16 protein-coding genes and 2 pseudogenes are annotated in these 19,688 nt (G+C 51.4%); 6 read left to right on the top strand and 12 right to left on the bottom strand.

Going from position 1 to position 19,688, the window contains the following annotated elements; genetic code table 11:
• Positions 1-29 precede the first annotated feature (29 nt).
• Positions 30-809: a CLCA_X family protein gene (locus QC816_RS03465; protein WP_199283564.1), complete on the top strand. Its 780-nt coding sequence runs from the start codon at positions 30-32 to the stop codon at positions 807-809.
• Positions 810-830: 21 nt separating this feature from the next.
• On the opposite strand, the gene QC816_RS03460 is transcribed toward QC816_RS03465, so the two are convergent.
• The 3 genes and pseudogenes from QC816_RS03460 to QC816_RS03450 all read right to left on the bottom strand — a co-directional run.
• The gene (locus QC816_RS03460; RefSeq protein WP_085917801.1) at positions 831-1,796 is read right to left on the bottom strand and encodes a zinc-binding metallopeptidase family protein; all 966 of its coding nucleotides are present in this window, start codon (positions 1,794-1,796) and stop codon (positions 831-833) included.
• Positions 1,797-1,941: 145 nt separating this feature from the next.
• Positions 1,942-2,868, bottom strand: coding sequence for a YihY/virulence factor BrkB family protein (locus QC816_RS03455; RefSeq protein ID WP_085917800.1), 927 nt, complete (start codon positions 2,866-2,868; stop codon positions 1,942-1,944).
• Positions 2,869-3,061: 193 nt separating this feature from the next.
• Positions 3,062-3,508: pseudogene (locus QC816_RS03450) on the bottom strand (DDE-type integrase/transposase/recombinase); the annotation flags it as partial.
• 146 nt (positions 3,509-3,654) lie between these two features.
• Between QC816_RS03450 and QC816_RS03445 the strand changes: the two are divergent.
• Together QC816_RS03445 and QC816_RS03440 are read left to right on the top strand one after the other, a co-directional pair.
• A complete protein-coding gene (locus QC816_RS03445) occupies positions 3,655-4,596 on the top strand; it encodes a DnaJ C-terminal domain-containing protein (RefSeq protein WP_309780981.1) in 942 nt (313 codons plus the stop codon).
• A gap of 2 nt (positions 4,597-4,598) precedes the next feature.
• On the top strand, positions 4,599-4,913 hold the full coding sequence (locus tag QC816_RS03440) for a chaperone modulator CbpM (RefSeq protein ID WP_309780979.1): 315 nt from the start codon (positions 4,599-4,601) through the stop codon (positions 4,911-4,913).
• Positions 4,914-5,051: 138 nt separating this feature from the next.
• Here QC816_RS03440 and QC816_RS03435 read toward each other — a convergent pair whose 3' ends face one another.
• The 5 genes and pseudogenes from QC816_RS03435 to QC816_RS18290 all read right to left on the bottom strand — a co-directional run bounded on the left by QC816_RS03435 (position 5,052) and on the right by QC816_RS18290 (position 8,077).
• Positions 5,052-5,501 carry a GNAT family N-acetyltransferase gene (locus tag QC816_RS03435; RefSeq protein WP_309780978.1) on the bottom strand — a complete coding sequence of 150 codons (450 nt, stop codon included), beginning with the start codon at positions 5,499-5,501 and terminating at the stop codon, positions 5,052-5,054.
• Positions 5,502-5,760: 259 nt separating this feature from the next.
• On the bottom strand, positions 5,761-6,861 hold the full coding sequence (locus tag QC816_RS03430) for a histone deacetylase family protein (protein WP_309780975.1): 1,101 nt from the start codon (positions 6,859-6,861) through the stop codon (positions 5,761-5,763).
• 19 nt (positions 6,862-6,880) lie between these two features.
• Complete coding sequence (locus tag QC816_RS03425; protein ID WP_309780973.1) at positions 6,881-7,429, bottom strand: hypothetical protein; 549 nt, start codon at positions 7,427-7,429, stop codon at positions 6,881-6,883.
• Positions 7,430-7,709: 280 nt separating this feature from the next.
• Positions 7,710-8,006 (bottom strand): annotated as a pseudogene (locus QC816_RS03420) (IS30 family transposase); the annotation flags it as partial.
• Between the two features lie 11 nt (positions 8,007-8,017).
• Positions 8,018-8,077 (bottom strand): hypothetical protein, encoded by a 60-nt coding sequence (locus tag QC816_RS18290; protein ID WP_422823729.1) that lies wholly within the window; start codon positions 8,075-8,077, stop codon positions 8,018-8,020.
• A gap of 266 nt (positions 8,078-8,343) precedes the next feature.
• On the opposite strand from QC816_RS18290, the gene QC816_RS03415 reads away from it, so the two are divergent.
• From QC816_RS03415 to QC816_RS03405, 3 genes are all read left to right on the top strand, one after another.
• Positions 8,344-8,676: a hypothetical protein gene (locus QC816_RS03415; protein ID WP_309780971.1), complete on the top strand. Its 333-nt coding sequence runs from the start codon at positions 8,344-8,346 to the stop codon at positions 8,674-8,676.
• An 89-nt stretch (positions 8,677-8,765) separates the two neighbouring features.
• Positions 8,766-9,113: a hypothetical protein gene (locus QC816_RS03410; RefSeq protein ID WP_309780968.1), complete on the top strand. Its 348-nt coding sequence runs from the start codon at positions 8,766-8,768 to the stop codon at positions 9,111-9,113.
• Positions 9,114-9,540: 427 nt separating this feature from the next.
• Positions 9,541-10,734: a tyrosine-type recombinase/integrase gene (locus tag QC816_RS03405; RefSeq protein WP_309780966.1), complete on the top strand. Its 1,194-nt coding sequence runs from the start codon at positions 9,541-9,543 to the stop codon at positions 10,732-10,734.
• A 371-nt stretch (positions 10,735-11,105) separates the two neighbouring features.
• Here the strand turns inward: QC816_RS03405 and QC816_RS03400 are convergent, their stop codons facing one another.
• From QC816_RS03400 to QC816_RS03385, 4 genes are all read right to left on the bottom strand, one after another.
• The gene (locus QC816_RS03400) at positions 11,106-11,480 is read right to left on the bottom strand and encodes a histone-like nucleoid-structuring protein, MvaT/MvaU family (RefSeq protein WP_309780964.1); all 375 of its coding nucleotides are present in this window, start codon (positions 11,478-11,480) and stop codon (positions 11,106-11,108) included.
• 1,159 nt (positions 11,481-12,639) lie between these two features.
• Entirely contained in the window at positions 12,640-16,020 is a 3,381-nt protein-coding gene (locus QC816_RS03395) for a DEAD/DEAH box helicase family protein (RefSeq protein ID WP_309780962.1), read from the bottom strand.
• Positions 16,020-16,214 carry a hypothetical protein gene (locus QC816_RS03390; RefSeq protein WP_309780960.1) on the bottom strand — a complete coding sequence of 65 codons (195 nt, stop codon included), beginning with the start codon at positions 16,212-16,214 and terminating at the stop codon, positions 16,020-16,022. Before QC816_RS03390 ends, QC816_RS03395 begins: the two co-directional genes overlap by 1 nt.
• A 100-nt stretch (positions 16,215-16,314) precedes the next feature.
• Positions 16,315-19,569, bottom strand: coding sequence for a site-specific DNA-methyltransferase (locus QC816_RS03385; protein ID WP_309780956.1), 3,255 nt, complete (start codon positions 19,567-19,569; stop codon positions 16,315-16,317).
• Positions 19,570-19,688 lie beyond the last annotated feature (119 nt).

The following is a 19,688-nucleotide window of genomic DNA, read 5'->3' as shown; positions in this document are numbered from 1 at the left end:
TCTATTGACCCACCTGAGCGAGCCATGCCTTGAGTATCAGTGCGCGGGAATTTTATCGCAACGGACCACGCCACCGCCAAGCGCACGCGAGTAGCTTTGCGCTAATTCGTCGCCAGTTCGATTTTCGCTCCATCGAAATTGGCCGCTGGGTGACAAACTCCGAGCGTGACCGCGCAGCGGAGCTGTTCCATGATGCGCTATGCGATTTAATGTTGATCTTGCAGGGACCTGAAGCATTGATTTCGCTACGCGGCTCGCTCGCCTTGCAGTACGGTAGCGGCGGAAGGCCGGGCGTCTCCGCCCACTACGACCCCAGCCAGCGCAGCTTTGCACTGGCCAAAAATGCGGGCCCCGGGAGCATCGCTCATGAGTGGTTTCATGCATTCGATCATTACATTGTCACCAAGTGCTTTCGCGGCACGCCCAGCGGCCAATTTGCCTCGACGGCCTGGCTTTCGGATGCCAAGCCTGTTCCCCACCCACTTAATGATCGGTTAATGCACTGCTTTCATGCCATTTTACTGCAGCCGGAAGGCGACCAGCCAAGCGAACTATTCAGGCACTCGGCCCGAATGGATAAACAACTTGGCCAGCTGTACTACAGCCGCCCCGAAGAACTCTGCGCCCGCGCCTTTGAAGCCTTTGTACAGGACGCCGCGATCACCAACCATTTCTTGGTCAAGGGCAGCAAGGCTTCGCCGGAAGCCGAAAAGGGGCTTTACCCTGAAGGCGAGCAGCGCGAACGAATCAATCGGCTATTTGGCGACTATTTCTCGACATTAGGCAAAGCGCTGCAACGAGAGCTCTAAACCTCTTCTCCACTCAGGCGTTTAAAGCCCCTGAGCGCCGCGCCGTAACCAGTTATGTACAAAGGCCAGCTTATGGCGCGCGTGCTCCGAGAGTACAAACGGATAAAGGTCCGATAACCCCATAGAGCGATTGATGTGGTTGACACCCACGGTCACGGAGGCGGCAATGTGGATCAACTGACCGGCGTCAGGCTCCGAATACGGATCCCAACCAGCGCTGGGTATTTGCGGCGACGACAGGCCTGTGGCAACAAAACTGTCGGCAATATCGGTGAGATGAAGCAAATGTGCCGCCGTTTCGGCCCAGTCCTCGTGGGGGTGCGCAGAAGCGTAACTTGTCAGGTAATGCTGTTTCCACTCCGATGGCGGGCCATTTTCGTAGTGGTAACGCAACGCGGCTGGATAATCGATCCGCTCGTCGCCGAACATGGCGCGGAAGGCATCCAGAAAATCCTCACGCAGGCTCAACCGCCACCACAGCATGTGGGCAATTTCATGGCGCATATGGCCAATCATGGTCCGGTAAGGCTCTTCCAACGCTTCTCTACGCGTGGTGAGCAACACAGGGTCCATCTCCGCAACGCTGATGGTCACCACACCCTGCGCATGCCCCATGGGAACAGGGGTAGGGCCTTCAGCAAGCAGATGAAACACAGGCCGTGCCCCTGGATCTTCCGGCCGGAACCAGTGCCAGCGCCCCAGATTATCCAATACCCAGCGCTTGGCTGCTTCAGTCTGCGCCCAGTTGGGGATGGCATCGGGGATGGAAGGGTCAGGTGCCAGCGCCGTCATGGCGCAGGACCGGCAAAACGCCCCCTCCTCTGGCGCAATCCAGTTGCAACCGATTCTTTCCCGGTTGGCACAAAAGGGAGGCATCGGTACAAACGCCCGTGCCTGGGGATCATAACCGACAGGGGTGCCGTCTGCGGTGCTGAGATTGTCGAACCAGAGATTCCCCGTTCCGACGGGATTGGCGAAAACACGCATAAGATGACGACTCCGAAATGAACATTACGACCATCTTGCGCGCCCAGGCGGCTCCCCCACAAGTGGCTGGACATAAATAGCGGTTGATCCGCCTCTGTATCACCAAGTTATCCCCTGCCAAGGGGTCATGAGAGAGGGTGTCAGATCATTCCAGCCGGGTGACGGGCTGGTGGTCAGGGTCGATATACCATGGCAGGCTTAGGCGAGTATTACGTTCCAGCTCAGCAATCACCTGGGCACCCAGCAATAAAATGATCGCGCCAATTTCAAGGCTGAGCAGCACAATAACCAGTGTCGCCAGAGAGCCGTAAACGGCGTTGACCAAAGAAAGGTGCGTGAAATAGTAGACCAGCAACAGCCGTACGCCTTCCCATAAAAGCGCTGCAACAAAACCGCCAACCACCGCGCGCCTCAAGGCGATGCGCACAACCGGAAGTATCTTGTAGATGGCACTGAATAACAGGAAAACACCGACAAAGCTGATCAGGTTAAGCACCGGCTCTGAAAATTGAGCCAGCGGCAGCTCCCGCTCGAAGATTGCCAGCACCATCGTATTGAGCGAACTCGCCAGGGTCACGACCAGCGTTAACGCCATCAATCCTGCCCCGAGCACCAGCATGAAGGCATATGGCAGCATCACGGACACCCAGGCACTGCGTTTGATATGTGGCGTCTCTGGCGCATGGAAAATAATCGCCAGCGCATCCTCGAGCATTCGAAAAGCAAACGAGCTGAAGAGCAGCATGATCGGAAAACCGAAAATGCCGATCACATCGCGAGAATCCAGTATCCCTCTTACAGCTTCCAGCAAAACCTCAGCATTGGCAGGCGTTAAATGGCGTGCCTGTAAGGCCAGCACATTGAGAAGATGCTGCTCGTCCACGACTTGCGCTAGCAACACAACCAGCAAAGCAAACAGCGGCACGATGGACAGCAGGACGTTGTACCCCACCCCTCCCGCCAACAGGATGCCGCGGTTCTTCAGAAAATTGCACAATACTCGCCAAGCAAAGTGCAACAACCTGGGTAGCAGAAGAACGACAGCACTGAGTAATGTGCGATTTCGAGCCATTGGTTGCCATTCTCCTTGTACGCTAAGGCCATGATACGCCTATGGCGCTACCTGCGTGCAAGGATGGCAGAAAACAGGGGTAGCGTATTTAACGAAGACAGCTTGAAGAGGCCGGGAATGCTAACGGAAGCTCCGGTGCGGCAAGTTCTTTAACAATGGGCGGCATGCCTCCATTGAATATATGGGGGCGCTACCGGTTGGCATAGCCCATTTGATAGTCGCCAATATCTTTCCTTGCATCAGGAATCGAGCGGTATCCAAGCGAAGGTATCCATTCGCTCTTCAAGCTTCGCAAGACTTGTTCCATCGGGGCGCTATGCCAGCAATGTCCCCCCGCGACTCATGCTTTGCTCCATGCGGTAACGCCAGAGCCTTTGACGGAATAATCGACTGGCATACTAACTGCTCTTGTCAAAACTCCAGACGGCTTACTTCGTTGCTCACACGCATGATCCAGTGCCTTTACGACAAGCTCCGCATCGGGCCGATCTGGTAGTGACCAGCCAACTACCCGGCGGGCATAGAGATCTGGAACAACCGCCGGACAGCTCCATCGATGCCCAGCCCACACGTAGGTGATATCACCGCACAACGCTTGGCCTGGATGGCTGGCACTGAACTCACGATTCAACCGATTGGGCTTGGAGCTTGAGACCACCGATTCAGATAAATTTTCTGTTGGGTGCTATAACGAACAGACCTTCCGTGATGCTATCCATGAATATAATAAAAGTGGGAATGCCCAGCATTATTTTAAAAAAACTCCTCTCTCGGAGCTGTTTCTAAGTGGAATTCAAGGATTACTATCAAGCGCTCGGGGTGCCAAAAACCGCGACGGCTGAGGAGATCAAGAAGGCTTACCGCAAGCTAGCGCGTAAGTATCACCCCGATGTTAGCAAGGAACCTGAAGCCGAACAGCGCATGCAAGAAATAAATGAGGCCAAGACAGTGCTGTACGACTCGGAGAAGCGTCTCGCTTATGACCAGTTGTCACAGCAGTATCAGGCGGGGCAGGATTTTAAGCCACCGCCTGACTGGGATGCCGGTTTCGAGTTCAATGGTCGTGGTTTTGAGAAGGCCGACCTTGGCGAGTTCAGTGATTTCTTTGCTAATCTTTTCGGTCAAGATGGTCGAGCACGGCAATCGGAGCGCGGCTATCAAATGCGCGGTGAGGATCGTCATGCCAAAGTTATCATTGATCTGGCGGACGCCTTCCTAGGTGCGACGCGTAAAATCACCCTACAAGTGCCGCATGTTGACGCGCATGGCCGTGTGGCCTCCCAGGACCAAATCCTCAACGTACGAATACCTAAAGGCACCAGGGCGGGTCAGCATATCCGTCTGACAGGGCAAGGTAGCCCTGGTATTGGAGGAAGTCCTGCAGGTGATCTTTACTTAGAGATCCACTTCACGCCGGATTCGCGCTATCGGGTTGAGGGTCGGGATGTATATCAAACAGTAAAGGTCACCCCATGGGAGGCCGCTCTGGGAGCGAGCATCGAAATCCCGATCCCGTCCGGGACAGTGAAACTTAAGGTGCCTGCTGATTCACAGACGGGTCGTCGATTGCGCCTAAAAGGGCGCGGTATACCTGGAACTGAGTCTGGCGATCTTTATATAGAACTTGAAGTGGTGCTACCGTCGGCCAATACCGACAAAGCTCGGGGACTGTATGAGACGATGGCGCAAGAACTCGCTTTTGATCCGCGTCAACGGAAGGGAGGTTAGTCATGGCGCAGCAGCATATTGTTAACGGAGAACTGATCGACGAGGCGACCTTGACGCTCGAAGAGTTAGCTCGCGCTTGCTCGGTGGAAACCGGATGGGTAGTAGAGCATATTGAGAGCGGCCTCTTGGCTGATGGTTCACCTTATGTGGCGAGCTGGCGTTTTACCAGCCATGACCTGACCCGTGCTAGAAGGATGTGTCAGTTGGAGCGGGACTTTGAGGCAGCGCCCGAACTTGCCGCCCTAGCCGCTGACCTGATCGAGGAGAACCATTGTCTCAGAGCTCGGTTGCGAGCAGCAGGATTAGAGGATTGGTAGCAACGTATTTTTGTAGAGTCGTAAGTAGCTACTGCTTGGACTCTAGCTGCAGTATGCAATGACGTCGTTCAAAACAAGCATGAAACATTAGCGTAGCCTTTTCGAGTACGTTATTTCTCGTGCAGGAGGCGACTCCCGTCACCCTTGAATCTCGGCGATAGCCTCACCAGTTACCTTGCTCAGCCCGGTCTCTTGGAAGCCTAGACTGGCGTAGAATTCACGAGCGACCTGGTTGGTGGATACGTAGCAGATCAAGATTCTCTCGAAAGGGCCATGTGCCCTGATCTCTTCCAGCACACACTGCATGGCCCTATGCCCGATGCCTCTTCCCTGATGACGTCGGTCTACCATGAGACGGAAGATGTTATAGGCAGGAGGTTGATGATCATGATGAAATGACTCGTACATTAGGAAACCAACCACTTCTTCTCCGCAATAGATAACGCGTGGCTGATAGGTCGGATGGATGCTCGATTCGGCAATGGAGTATAAGTTGCAAGCGACGTAGCCCTTTTGTGATGCAGCTAACTCCAGCGAAATCACGGTCTCGAAATTCTCGCGGGTGACATTCTTCAGTCTTACGCCCATCGCATGCTTCTCCATTAGGGTATTTCAGCCAGCCGAGGGCCTCCGACCCCTACTGTTGCACCGCCCAAAACAGGGTTACCTTGCATAAAAATGCAGTGTGACTGAGTTTTATGCTGAACCGAAAGAAGCGGTCGCTATGCAACCGAGCAAGCCACTTGCCTGACTGGTTAGTAGTTCAGTGGTAAAACCAACGGTGGAGCCATCTAGCGTATGTCGTTTTATGATCGTTCTTACTGACGCCGAGGAAAGCATCGCAAGCTTATGATTGAGGTACAAAGGCGCCGCGGTGGAAGGCCCGCGCCTCTTCTACCTCTGCAAGGCCGCATAGGCCGGGTTCGATGGGCGTGTCTCCGGCCAGCACCTGGAGCACCGACCTTACGCCGTGCGACAGCGAGATAAGGTTATAGCCCCCTTCCAGAACGAAGACCAACCTTCCCTCGCACTGCTGGCGTGCCAGGTTTTTTAGGATGCCGGTCATAGCGGCAAAGCCATCATAGGAGACATTCAACGCGAGGTCATGGGTGTGGGGGTCGAATCCAGCCGAGACCAGAATCAGGTCGGGGCGGAACCACTGGGCGGCTGGTACCAATATCTCACGGAAAGCTTTGAGATAAGCGGCGTCGTCAGCATCGGCAGGCAGGGGAACATTGACAATAGTACCATTCCCGAGGCCTACACCGACCTCTTCGAGGCTCCCTGTGCCGGGGTAGAAGGGAGCGGCGCGATGGATGTCGAATAACAGCACATTCGGGTCGGCCAAAAAGATGTCCTGGGTACCGTTTCCGTGATGAGCATCCCAGTCGACGATCATGACCCGCTCGCAGCCTAGCTCCGCTTGGGCATGAGCTGCAGCAACCGCAACGTTGTTGAACAGGCAAAAGCCTCGGGCGCGAACCGGTTCAGCATGGTGGCCGGGGGGCCTTACCAGTGCGAAGCTACTCTCGGCTCTACCTTCCACCACCGCCTGGACAGCGGCGATCGCCGTCCCAGCGGCCACCTCTGCTGCATCGACACTACCAGGTGATACGGCCGTGGTATCTTCGTCCAGCCAAGCATTCTCTCCGCGCAGCTGGTAGATGCTGTCTAGATATGAGTTGGTGTGGACGCGCCCTAGCTGCTCGCGAGTTGCCTGCATGCCGGTCTCGAAGGTCACTCCGGGAACCGGTTCGAGTTCCAGCAAGTGCTTTATGGCGGTGAGTCGGGCAGGATGTTCAGGATACGTCCAAGGCACCCCTATCCCAGACAGAAGTAAGCGGATTCGCTTGTCCATTCGCCCCGGGAGGAAGGGCACCTCAATATCCGGTTCATGAGCCAGCATCCTTTCATCATAGAAGACGATCACGCTGTTCTGCTCGGTCATTGCGAAGGCTCCAAGAAGGTTAAAAATTATAACCAAGACCTACTGTATAAGCCCAAGAACCATCATCTTGAAATGCATCTGAGGCATCGCTCGTACTATTGAATAGGAACTGGTATTCGGCACGTGCAAGGAAATAGGTTTTAGCCAACACGTAGTACTTTATGCCAGTTTCAAGTCCCGCGAAGGCGCTGTCTTTGACGCCATCTCCGTAAAGAGCTCCAAGGCTAGCACCTACGAACGGTCGTGCACGATCATCTAGAAATTGGTGGTTGACGTAGCCCCGAGTAGACCCGTTCCAAAAGTCATCGGTGATGTTTTCGCCTTCAATATCAGTATAGTTGACACTTTGCCTAACCCCTGCTACTAAGTGATCTTGAAAATACCAGCCCATGTCACCCGTAACGCCGAATGTCCCACTATTAAAATCTCGGTCGGTGCTACCTGTGCCTGAAAGGGAGAGTTCGCGATCGCCCTGCACTGGGCCATAATTTGTGGATTGTGCAGTTGCTGTCATTGACAACGCACTTAGAATGCCCAGAGTGAGTGCTATAGCTGTGATTTTAATCATGAATATCTCCTAGGTTCGCGTTCGTATTGAATATCTTGCTATCGCGTTATGCTACTTTTACAGGATCATAATCGTTGACTGGCGGGCAAGTGTCTGTGCGCTTGCACACTTAACGAGTGGTTTCTTTACTGATAAAGGACAGCGTCATATACCACAGGCAGAAATCTTTCTTTAAAAAACTTTATTAATTAGGTGAACCGCATTTTCACTCGAATTCGGACCATCAAGCTTGATTATGGGCCATAAGAGGAATCGGTGTTCTCAAGTTACAAGCGCAACATTATTGTAAAACCTGAGTGCCAGATACTGCTTTCCTCAACACGTCAACGTAAATCTCTAAAGGTGTGTAAGAGCATTCAACGCCTCTCTTGGCCGGGTATTCAATGAGTCAGCAGTGGCGTCGGGCTCCTCTTCTCTTGGCTGTAAACCGATAAATAGGTGCCTTCCGGCAAGTACTGCCGAAGAAGGCCGTTGGTATTCTCATATTAGAGCCAGGCTGCCAAGGGCTGTGCGGATCAGCAAAGTAAATGGTGGTCCCCGTGCGCTGCGTAATCTCCGCATGCTTTACCATCTCACGCGATACGGTGCTCACAGAACGACCAAGTGGCGAGCGATGTCGCGCAACGAGTGCTTCGCGTGCATCAACATGATGGCAGCGCGTTCTTCGGCGGCAAGATGATGATAGTGAGTAGCAATAGCTTACCAAGTGCATCAGGTGTTGCACTTGCTCATTGAGACCACCGATGTAAAGTTAAAAGCACTGAATCTGCCACATTTTGATGGATACGCCAGAGAACTATCAGTCCCTTAGCTGATAGACCTATTCATGGCACTTCTGAACCGCAAATCTGCTTATCCCAGGCCATACTGATTAATGAATATAAGGTATTAACATATTAATGAGAGGTTGGAACATGGTACAAAATGTTAAAAAAATGAGCCGAAGAGAATTTATAGTCAGCGCGAGTGCAGGTGGTGGGGCGCTTATTTATTATCCTTTAAGTGCGCTGGGTCAAGAAGGAGGAGTTTACCTCGACCAAGAAGCTTACGATCGAATTAATGCTATCAAGGCTTCAGCAAATCAAGAATTTACATTACTGTTCCTTAAACCAGATTTAATTAATCAAAGTGCGGCCAAACTTCAGAACTTACAATCCCTAATTGAAGATTACCTTCCCCTAGACCTTCTTTTTGAGGAGAGCTTACAAAATAGCTGGACTCTAACAAACTACTCACCAATTAGGTAAAAGAACTTGCACCGATTCGCAGCCCCCAAGAGGTTGAATCTATTCTTGAGCCCCAGGCTATTCATCCTTGCTTTAAAGCTGTAATTCGCGTGCTGGCTGATATATTTAATATAGATGAAGAACATATTGAGCAGTTCGAAGAGTTCATTCAAGAGCAAAGCCTGAATATTCTTATAGAAGGTATAGCCGAATCACTCGAAGAAGATAACGATAACAGGCTAAAAAGCTATATCGAACTACTCATCAACGAATTCAGCATCAGCGATGCTATCAAGCAAGCAGTACAAGCTTATAACTCTCCCGTCACACGAGCTCTGCGCGTATGGATCAAGAACAGGGCCATGCCTTTTGTTGGATTATATTTAGCTCTCTTGGATGTAGGAGTGAGTATTATTCAACAGCGTAAACACATCTTAGCGTGCGTTAATGAGTTTTGAGCTAGTTACCCCCAACCATTCCGGTGGCTATTTAGGGCGCGACGCCCCCCCCTGATCCAGGGCAAATGGATTCGTGGCGACGCCCCGGACATCCCTGCCCTAATTGAGAAGCAGCTAGGCCTCTAGCATTCCCAGGATTGTTCCCAAAACCGCTCCCAGAGCCTATAAACGAAGAAGGGGAACCAACATAAGATGTTGATTCCCCTTCTAAAATTCTTGGCGGAGGAGGAGTCCGCATACACCCTTTCCAGGCAAGTCCATGGTCGTATATTAATTATCTGTTTTTATTGATAAATACATTATTAAGCGCCCAATCCTTTCCAATCAAATCCAGCTTATCCCAGAGCAAAGATGTGGGTCAAAGTGTGGGTTATATTGTGGTAGGCTCATAAGCAATCAGTCGGCTGTACCACAGAGAGGCATTGCCATGGGTAAGCTCACTAGCAAAACAGTTCAGAAGCTTGCGAAAGAAGGTAAAAAGGGATCGACGGGTGACGGCCAAGGCCTATACCTGCAAATTACCGCTGGCGGGTCGGTTAGCTGGATTTACCGTTTTAAGCTTCAAGGCAAGCAGCGCTATATGGGCCTAGGGTCGCATCCTGGCGTAAGCCTATCCGAAGCCCGCGAGCTCGCAGCGGATAACCGCAAAATGGTCAAGCAAGGGATTGACCCACTGGAAGCGCGCTTAAAAGAAGAGAAAGAAGCTCAGAAAGAAGCTGTCACATTCACAAGCTGCGCCGCTCGCTTTATCAAGGCACACCGCCGCAGTTGGCGAAATGCCAAGCATGCCCGTCAGTGGGTCAGCACTCTCAAAACCTATGTGCGTCCAAAAATCGGTGGAAAGCCCATAGAAGATATTTCGACCCAGGACGTGCTTGAAGTCCTAAAACCTATCTGGGCAAATAAAAACGAAACGGCCAAACGCGTGCAGGGACGGGTTGAGAATATCTTGGATTATGCAGCTGCACACGGCTATCGCGATCCGGTCAATCCCGCCCGTTGGCGCGGGCACTTGGATAAACTACTAGCCAAACCGTCACGTATCCAGAAGGTTAATCACCATCCTGCCATGCCCTATGATGACGTTGCTGATTTCATGGCGTCGGTTCAACAGTACAGCAGCATGTCTTCTAAAGCGCTACTGTTTTTGATTTTGACCGCAACGCGCACCTCCGAGGTGCTGAATGCCGAATGGAACGAGATTGACCTCGCTAATGCCACATGGGCGATCCCTGCTGATCGGATGAAAACCAACCGCGAACATCGAGTACCGCTTTCAGAGCAAGCTTTAGCTCTTCTCTCTAATCTTCCCCGAGCAAAAGGCAGCTCGTATGTATTTCCTGGCATGAAGCTCGCCCGCCCACTTTCTAATATGGCGCTACTGCAATTCATGCGCGGAATGGGGTACGGACCAAGTGGCGAAAAAGGTAATTATGTACCCCACGGGTTTCGCTCTAGCTTCCGCGACTGGACTGGAGAGGTTACAAGCTACCCACGCGATGTTGCTGAGATGGCTTTAGCCCATACCATCGAAAATAAGGTGGAAGCAGCCTACCGTCGGGGCGACCTTTTCGAGAAACGACGTGCAATGATGCAGGACTGGGCTGACTATCTTGGCTGATTTTAAGATTCGATTTTTTATCTGTAGAGAATAAGTTAAGCAAAGCAGAAATGATCGCGAGTTCAGATTAACCTTTATCTAGCAGCTCCTCTCGCTGAATACCGTGCATAGACTCTACAATTGGACACCAGTGCTACCAGCTGTAAAAGGGACGAATGAGAAACCTGTCCCTTTTGCCAAAGGTTTCATACCAGCCCACCTCGATGGGATAACTTCCATGCTTATCAAGCACAGACGCTTCAATATCTAAAACGTGACCAATAAAGTACTATTAGCACCCTGAACATCCACCATCATTGCTGTGCTCCATACTGCTTCAGAGCTGTATCAATAACTCCAGGAGCAGTCAATCACAAGCATAAACCTGATATTTATGGACGCTCTTCTACAATCCAACTAACCACCTCGTCATTACCAAACTTAGTTTTCCACTCTTGGATAACCTTGTGATTTCCACCTCGTGTTTCTACAACTTTCCCTGTATGGGGATTTTTGTAGACTTTTAAGGGACGCTTTTTTCGGGTACCGGGACGGGCTTTCTTTGTTGTTGCTTCTCGATACGAAGGGTCTAAAATCTCACATACATCGCGTGCAAATTTACCATGCTCATTCATCAATGCATGGAGCCTATCTTTGAATTCAAGTTCTTTCTTAAGCTCGCTATTGCTTTCCAGCTCTTGAAGTTCATCTTGTAGCTGCTTTAGAAGCTGCTCTTTCTTGATGTAATCATTTAATACTGACGCCATCACATTAACTCCTGATTTTAGACTCACCATGATTATCAGCATATAAGCATGGCATATCAACCCTTTCAGCCACAATACAAGTAAAATTACAAAAGTGGCAGGCGCTTCGAAGCTAGCTATTACATTGGCTCTCTGGAGCTTTCAAAGTTGATGGCAAGCCTGAAAATAGCAACAAAGCACGAAAATCCTTGAGTAGAATGGCTTTGATCAACACCGTGCCTTCTATCAAAGCTATCGTTCGAAAACTAAATTTAAGTGCTTATAGGGACAAAAGATTCAACACAGCTACACGCTCTGCAACAAAACGCTGGTCGCAACCACTCAAAAATTGCTGTGATAACGCCCCTGATGTAAAAGGCCTTATGAAGCTTGAGGAGAAAATGGATATCCTCGCTCGGATATCGCTCGACGTCTGACGCAAGGAAAGATATTGGCGGCTACCTTATGAACTACTATAACCGTCAGCTTCCCCATACATTCAATCATGGGCGGCATGCCGCCCATGGTTGAAGAAGAAAAAACTTAAAATACGGTCCGGAAATAGTTGACCACTACAATATTTTATTACAAATAAGGCGGTGCATCTTCTTAATTTCTGTCCAAGCAAGTCTATTTACGTATAAATTACAAATGGCTGTTGACGTGAGGTAGGGTTTCAAAAATATACTGATTGCGAGCTGGTGCAAACGCACCAGCATAGCCAGGAGAATCTCTCATGTATGACGCCATTACTATCCCGTGCAACGACCAGTGTGACTCTCAATGTGAGCTCGAAAATACGTTCTATCTTGATGTTGTCGGTCTCACACAAGATCAGTTCGAGTTGATTGAGTCCACTGAAGGGTGTACAACATTGTATTTGTCACACGAGCAAATGAAATTAAACCATATAAGCGCAAATGACCCTTCATACTGTCCCATAGAAAAGGGTGCAAGGATTGACATATCCCTCAACACTGTTTGCCTTTTCTGCGCACAATAACCAAACTGAATTGTGTTACTTCTGCGCTAAATTAATCTTTACATTAATTTTAAAACCCTGCCAACTAACTGTAAGTTAGTTGTTGGCAGGGTAAGTATTATGCTGATAAAAAGCGCAGTGTGCACCGTCCTGGTTAAAGATTTGCCAGGAACTATCCCAACCATAAAGTAGTAAAAGTCATGGTTGAATGAATACTTCTGCTTTCGGCTCTCCAACCACCACCTTCATAAGGCTATCCAAGTAGTCCGAGTCCGACATGAACAACACATGCTTGTTGCGCAACTCCTCAGTGGTCATGTCCCAATGGCTGATGATCCACTCCCGCGTCGTACTGGATGGGGCAAGAATGACACTTTCCAGTTCGACCTGATTATTTTTCAACCGACGCTCAACATCCTTAATACGCTCCCCGAACTCGATCTTCTCGTCCTTGGGGCCGGTATGACGCAGCCCATGGGGATCAACGAAGACGATACGCTGACGGTCCTCTTGTACATGCCAGAGGATAAAGTCGGGGTAGAAACCACCTGCTTCGAAGAAGCCGACTCCCTGCTTGACCAGATTACGCAGAAGATAAAGTTGCTCACCACGCTCTGCTATCGCCTGCTGATTACGCTCAAGCCATACTTTCAGATCCTCAACAAAGCGAAATTCGCTATCGTTAAGGGCGACAGGCTCGACTCGGATACGGCTGTCCTTGCCCAGGTGCAGAAGCGGGTTATAAAGGTGTGCTCCAATTTGCACAGCGCTAACGCCATTGGACTTGGATGAGCGATAAGCGGCATGGCGATTATCCTCGATAGCCTCTTTCATCTGTTTGATGTCATCAATCAGCGCCGATTCGCTACCATCAATGACCAACTGATACTCGTTTGTGTCTGGTAGATTACCTCGAGCATCCTCAAGAGCCACCAGCTCCATGCGCGGCTCCAGATAGGCCCGGCGGTGATAGTTGAATACACGGTCCATCAGCAGGGACAAGAGCTCCAGTGCCATGCTCTGGTAGCGCTTAAAGTTGTCGGCATGCAGCTTCCACTGGTCATCAGGTACCAACAACGTGTACCACACCTGGCTTTTCAGCAACGCCGGGAATCGGCTAGCATCAATCAACAAGTTCGCGTAGCCACGGGTTCGACGATATCGCTCTAAGTCGCGCTCCAGCGCGGCCATATCAACGAAAAGCAAGTGGTCGTCGTCAAAGTAGCGCTCATGTTGCTTGGCCTGGCCAGGCTTGGCCATTACGTCCTTCACTCCCGAAGCTTGGAGGCTTTCGACCCGCGGATAGCGATCAAGCTCGACCTTGCGCTCTTTGAGGACAATGTCTGGCGTCAGTCCCAGCTCGCTATAGAACTCATTGCTTGAAACGGTTACTGGCTGGCCGAAACACACCAGAGGGCCATTACGATGAAAGCTGTAGGCCTGCTTCGTGTCCTGGCGAACCTTGGGGCGAAGCATCTTCAGTGACTTGCCCACGTCTTCCATTACGTTCAGCTTGAGCGTATAGATTTCTGGCTTATCGTTGCCCGGAAGCTCCTCGTCTTTTAGGAAGTCCCTGAAAGTCGCCATGAAGTCAGCACCGACGCCGAACACATTGAGAGTTTCCAGTAAGTAAAGGTGCTTAGGGGCCAGCACCGGATCGAGTCTGCTGGAGCGCATAAGGCTCATATCACGGCCTTTCAAACGCACGCCGCGGCCGAATAACTGGATGATTTGAGAGCCCTCCTTCTTGCCGGTGTTCATCAGCCCCATGCTAGAGACCCGCCAGCAGTTCCAGCCTTCGATAAATTTTTTTGACCCAATAAGTAGGTTGACCGGTGAGCTCTCTCGGGTGACCTCGGAGAAGATGGGGTTGGCCAACTCCGATTTACGCACCTGCAGGTGGTCAATCTCACTGCCTTCAATATGCTCGGCCAGACCCAGCGCATCACCCACATTGATCAGACCGAAGGGTTTTTCCGCTTCCCCGACTTTCAGCAGCAGCTCACCGGAGTCGCCGGTGATACGGTCGACGTTCAGCGTTCCGCCCCCCAGGGCGTGGAAAGTATGGGTCAGGATGTCACGATAGAGCTCCTCGACGGACGGCCCCTGCTCTTTGAGCCACAGGAAGCTGCCCGAAAAGATCTCGTTACCTTTCTCATCGATCAGTCCGGCGCTGGCCGCATCGCCTTCATAGACGGCGCTGATCGCCCGACGCGCCTCTTCCTTTTCGCCCAGGAACCAAGCCAGGAAGCCCAGCACCTGGACGATATCCGAAGCGCGTTCCTTGTAATTCTTGGCGGTTTCCTTGCTGCCATCGTCCTTGACCACACTGGCCCCGACGAATACCCACAGCGGAGCGGCCAGATTCCATTGTGTCAGTTGGCCTTGCTCCTCCTGGTAATAGCGCTGCTGCTGGTAGAAGGCCAAGAGCGCCGCCGTGAGGTAGGTATAGCGCTGCTGGGTCGTCTCCTTAGCCGGCAGGTTGAAGATGCGATAGTCCTTGCCGAAGCCATCTTCGTAGAAGTAGCGGTAGCCGTAGTCGAAGAGGATGCTCTTGGCATAGGTCTCCTCCACCCCAGCATCCTTGGCGGCTACCACGGCTTCCTTGAAGGTGGCCGAATACTCGAAGGTGAAACCACTCCCGGCCAGCTTGTTACGATGCGACAGCCAGCCCTTCTCCTCGCTGGCCGAACCCAGCCCACGGTGCCCTTCATCGACCAGCAGCAGGTTGCCATCGCCGAAGCTGTCAACCGCCATGGTCTTCTTGCCCTGCTCGATACCGAGCTTGGTGATTTCGGTCACGGCAACACGGCTGAGGGATTTACGCTCACCGCTGAAGAGGTCACCTCCGTCCTGGCTCAGCCGCTCCGCTTCAAGGCTGGAATCACGACACTCCAACAGGTGTTGCTCGCTTAGCCGCTCGTTGGGCGTGATCAGAATAATTTGCCCATAGTCGGCGATGCGATGGTGCTTGCGAGCGTAATGCCGGAACTGACGTACATTGGTGTGCATCAGCAGCGTCTTGCCGGAGCCCGTAGCATTCTGCAGACACAGCTTGTTGAGATCACCATCATCGTAGTGGCCGATGCCGGTCTGGTAGCCCTGCCCCTGCCAGAAGGCGTTGAACTGATCGACCTGGTCATTGAGGCTGGCCTTGAGTGCCTCGCGATCACGGAAGTACTCATTTAGATAGATCTCCACGAACAGCAGGGTCAGCCACTGAAAGTACTTCCACTCGACCTCGGTCTCGCGCTGCTGGTTGAGCGCGTCGGTATGCTCGACGATATTGGCGTCGAAGCGCTTCAGATCTTCTTCACCATACTTCCAGCCCGGCTGGTAGCTGCCCAACAAGGCGTGAAGGTAATAATGGTGGCGATCGCCGGTCAGCCCCGTCTCACTCTCCTTGAGCGTCTTGGTCAGTAGCGTGATAGGGCGTACCTGGCTACTGCCGTCGCGGTAATATTCCAGCGGATTGATGCCGAAGCGGGTCAGCACCCATTGGTTGAGAACCAGTTTCTTGAGGAAATGAGTCTTGGCATCTAGCTGCTTGATTTTGGCTTGACGTGGCCTGCTTGCCATCAGTGCGACTCCCGGCCCTGATAATCCATCTCATCCACCTGCGGTTTCGGTGCATCATCGCCCACCAGCACGGGCTTGCCGTCCTGCCAGATCACGGCGTACTGGCCTAGACGCCTCTTGCGCTCCAGGGTCTCGGCGACTGCATCACGAAGGCTATCAAGCATGGTTTGGGTATCCGGTGTCGGCTGAGTCATGGCCGTGTCTCCTGAACGAGTAAATTATATTGACGGGCAAACGTCATCTTGCTGACCCCAACAGGGGCCAGCAACGATCCAACAGATAGGAGCGCTGGTATCAGAACTCATCGTCACACCCCTCCCACATGCGGGCATGAAATGTCTCTTCCAGGCTGTGCACACGGCTGCGCGCTCTGCCGGTCAGGTTCAAGCCATGCGGGCCGTTGATGTAGATGGCATCGAACTCACTGTCGGTGGTATCGATTTTGTACTTTTCCAGCAACGCTTCCAGCACCGCGGCATCCTTCTCGGGGTCGTCGGTCAGTTTGCGCCACACCACCAACACCTTGGCCAGGTCCTCGTCGCTGCCTGGTATACGACGCACGCGCCCCTCAACCTGGCGTATCCAGTAGGCGCCGTCTTCATTCTCACGCAGACTAACCGCTTTGAGCCGGGTGTTATGGTCTTCCGGTAACTCGGGATCTGCTTCACGCTCGAAGCGAGCGACGTATGTGCGGGGCTTATCCAGATGGGTGACATGCAAGCCGATCAACCAGTTGAAAGTCTCGACAAGATCTACAGCTGTTTCGCGAGTTTCATCTCTACCGGGGTGCTTGACCTTCAGAACGTAACCTTCCGGGTCGCGGAACCAATCGGTATTTAGCAAGCTAGCCGAGCCACGGGTCTCCACATCGAGTAGATACTTAAGCGTGTAATCGTGGCGCAGTTCCGAGTTCTGCTCCACCAGCGCATCACGCTGGGGCTTGTCGTCCAGGTCAAGATTGTTGAGTGTATCGTCGTAGCTCTCGAGGCGGAGGTATTTAAAGCAGTGAGAAATACCATGCAGCTTAATTTCTTCGTCAAGCCTTGGCACTCCCGCCTCCCAAAACTTAGAATAGACTGTCTTCTTTACTCTAGGAATGAGAACATCGTCGATATACTCACCCATCTCAACAGCGCAATATCTTATCCCTTTACGAACCTCTCTGGACTTATTAATCAGTCCAACTATAGACGAGCCCGTTCCAGCAAAGAAATCAAGATAGACACCTTCTCCCCCAACGACGTCAGTCAAGTACCCGGCTAATCGAGACGGTTTAGGTGTAGCCTTTATACCAGGCACTACATTTCTTAGCTCTTTTGCGGCTTCGTCAGTATGCCCCACTTCCTCATAGTGAAGTAGAGTGCTAGGCACCCTACCTTGATTAATTTCAGAAACATAATTCTTTAAAGCTGGAGTGCTATTTAGCCCCTTTTTTCCCCACCATATCCGGTTTTCCCTTTCATTCTTTTTATGCATCTCCTCGGAAAAAGCCCATACACGGGTTTTCTTTGGCCAAATCTCCTCGCCAGTATTTGGGTTCACTATTTTATAATAAAGCGTTGGCCTTTCCTGAGCGGTATATCGGCACGTATAATCCGCAGCCTTCCAAGCCCCTCTAGAATCGTTATCTGGATTTTTATATCTAGCCTTTTGTTCATCAGTAAAAGGCAGCAGCCCTCTTTCAAAATCAGGAGATTTCCTAAAGACCAATAGCGCCTCAGTCACATACCCAAAATCTTTTGTGTCAGGTGCCGGAGCATATCTCTTTAGCCATACGTGTGAACCAAGAAAGTTATCCCCTCCAAAAATCGTCTCGCAAAGCTTTTGATAATGAAACAACTCATTATCATCGATATGAGAAAAAAACACTCCGTCTTCACGCAAAAGAGGTCTGCAGGCAGCAATACGGTCATATGCCATTGACAGCCAGCTAGAGTGCGGGTAGTGGTCTTTAAAAGGGAATCCATCGTCGCCGGTATTATAAGGTGGATCGATATAGACACACTTAACCTTATTTTCCAGACTTCCTCTCATGAGCCTGAGCGCTTGAAAATTGTCAGAGTTAAAAATTACGCCTTCACACTTTGAGCTCAGATCATCAACGAGAGAAACCACCAGATCACCAAGCTCAACACTCAAAACCCCAGTATCAACCATTAAATAACGGTATTCGCTTCTTCTTAATACTTCCTGCAAACCTAAAGAATCAATTTTTTTATCTAATTGACCGATGTCTAAGGAGTAAATTTCTTTCCACTGCAACCGCTGCGCCTCAGAGTTAAGAATCTGTTTCACAACGTCAACATGGTCCTCCAGAAAATCTAACGTTAAACAATAGTTCACACCTGTGACAAATTTTTTCTTGAGCCAAAGCCTCTTCTGAAAATTCTCTAATTGCGCCAGGAAAGCGATGATCTGCTTGGCAATTTTACGCAACACTTGAATTTTCTTCAGCTGCTGCTCAACGATCAAAACATCAGCATTGTCGATATCATCGAGACGCAGGATCTCGTTCTTTATGTAGAAATCAAGCTCGCGTGAGAGGAATCCGCCCAAGTCCTTGTGGATAAAATAGTCCATAGTATTGCGGGCAGTGTACTGCTGCAGGTACTTGCCCAGTAGTGTCCGGCTTTTCTGCTTTTCGGTCGGTGCTGGGGTAGCAAGCCCATCCCGATAGGCGGCGACGCCGTCGGTAGCGCGAAGCGCCGCCATGATGATGTCTTCTGCTTCCTCGAGCCGCTTCTTCTGCCAAGTGCCACTCTGCCCTGTCTTTTCCGGATCGGGCCGATACTCGAACTGCAGCACCAGGTCAGCACCTAGCAGTCGCATCGGCTCGTCGTAATGGATGATGAAGAAGCGCTCGGTGCTCTCTTTCACATCGTTATGCTCGCCTTCGGTAGCTTCCACCACGCGACAGTGCACCTTGAGCGCAGAGTCCACCGAATCGAAGCTCAGGCCACCCTGTGCGGCAGCCCCCTGCAGCTTCTTCAGAGCTTCGTTGAGGTTGAACGTGAAGTTGGCCAGCGTCTCGGAGGATTTTACGTAGTACTGGTCTTTGTTGGCCCAATGGAGATAGACCTCACGCCCGTCGTAGGGCACCGCATAAGGAGCGGCACGGCTGTCATTCTCAGCAACGTGATGGCGGCGGCTCATGAAGTCGCCTTTGTCGTAGTAGCGCGAGAAGAAGCGGTAAAGATGGTCGTAAATGTCCGCTGAAGCGTTCTGCTCCCGCTTGGCGACATCATAGGCCGCCCGCGCCTGCTTCACTGCAGATGTACCATCTGGGTCAGGAGCGCCAAATTCTTCGGCCTGTCGGCGCTTCTCTTCGATATCATGGCGTAACGTCGCGAGCTGCTGTTCCTCTTGTTCGGCAAATGCGGCTTCAATGGCTTCAGAAAGGTCCTCACGGATAAAGCGAGAGAGCTGATCACTCTTAGCATGCATGATGCGGTATAACCCAAAATCGAGCTCCGGCTTGTCGAGCTGGAAAAGCTCGTGAAGAAGCTTGATGAAGCGTCCCTTTCGATCTTCTGCGATGTTAGCAGCCATTAACCCGTTCCCGTTGCTTCTCTCGATATGACGATAAATTAATGAAATATCGGATTTTTACAATAAAACCGGGCTGAACAATGTGTTCAGCCCAGTGTGATTCAATTATCAGAGATGAT

Origin of the sequence: Vreelandella janggokensis (assembly GCF_031451615.1) — a bacterium.
Classification (GTDB): domain Bacteria; phylum Pseudomonadota; class Gammaproteobacteria; order Pseudomonadales; family Halomonadaceae; genus Vreelandella; species Vreelandella janggokensis.
This window is presented reverse-complemented; position numbering and strand designations above follow the sequence as displayed.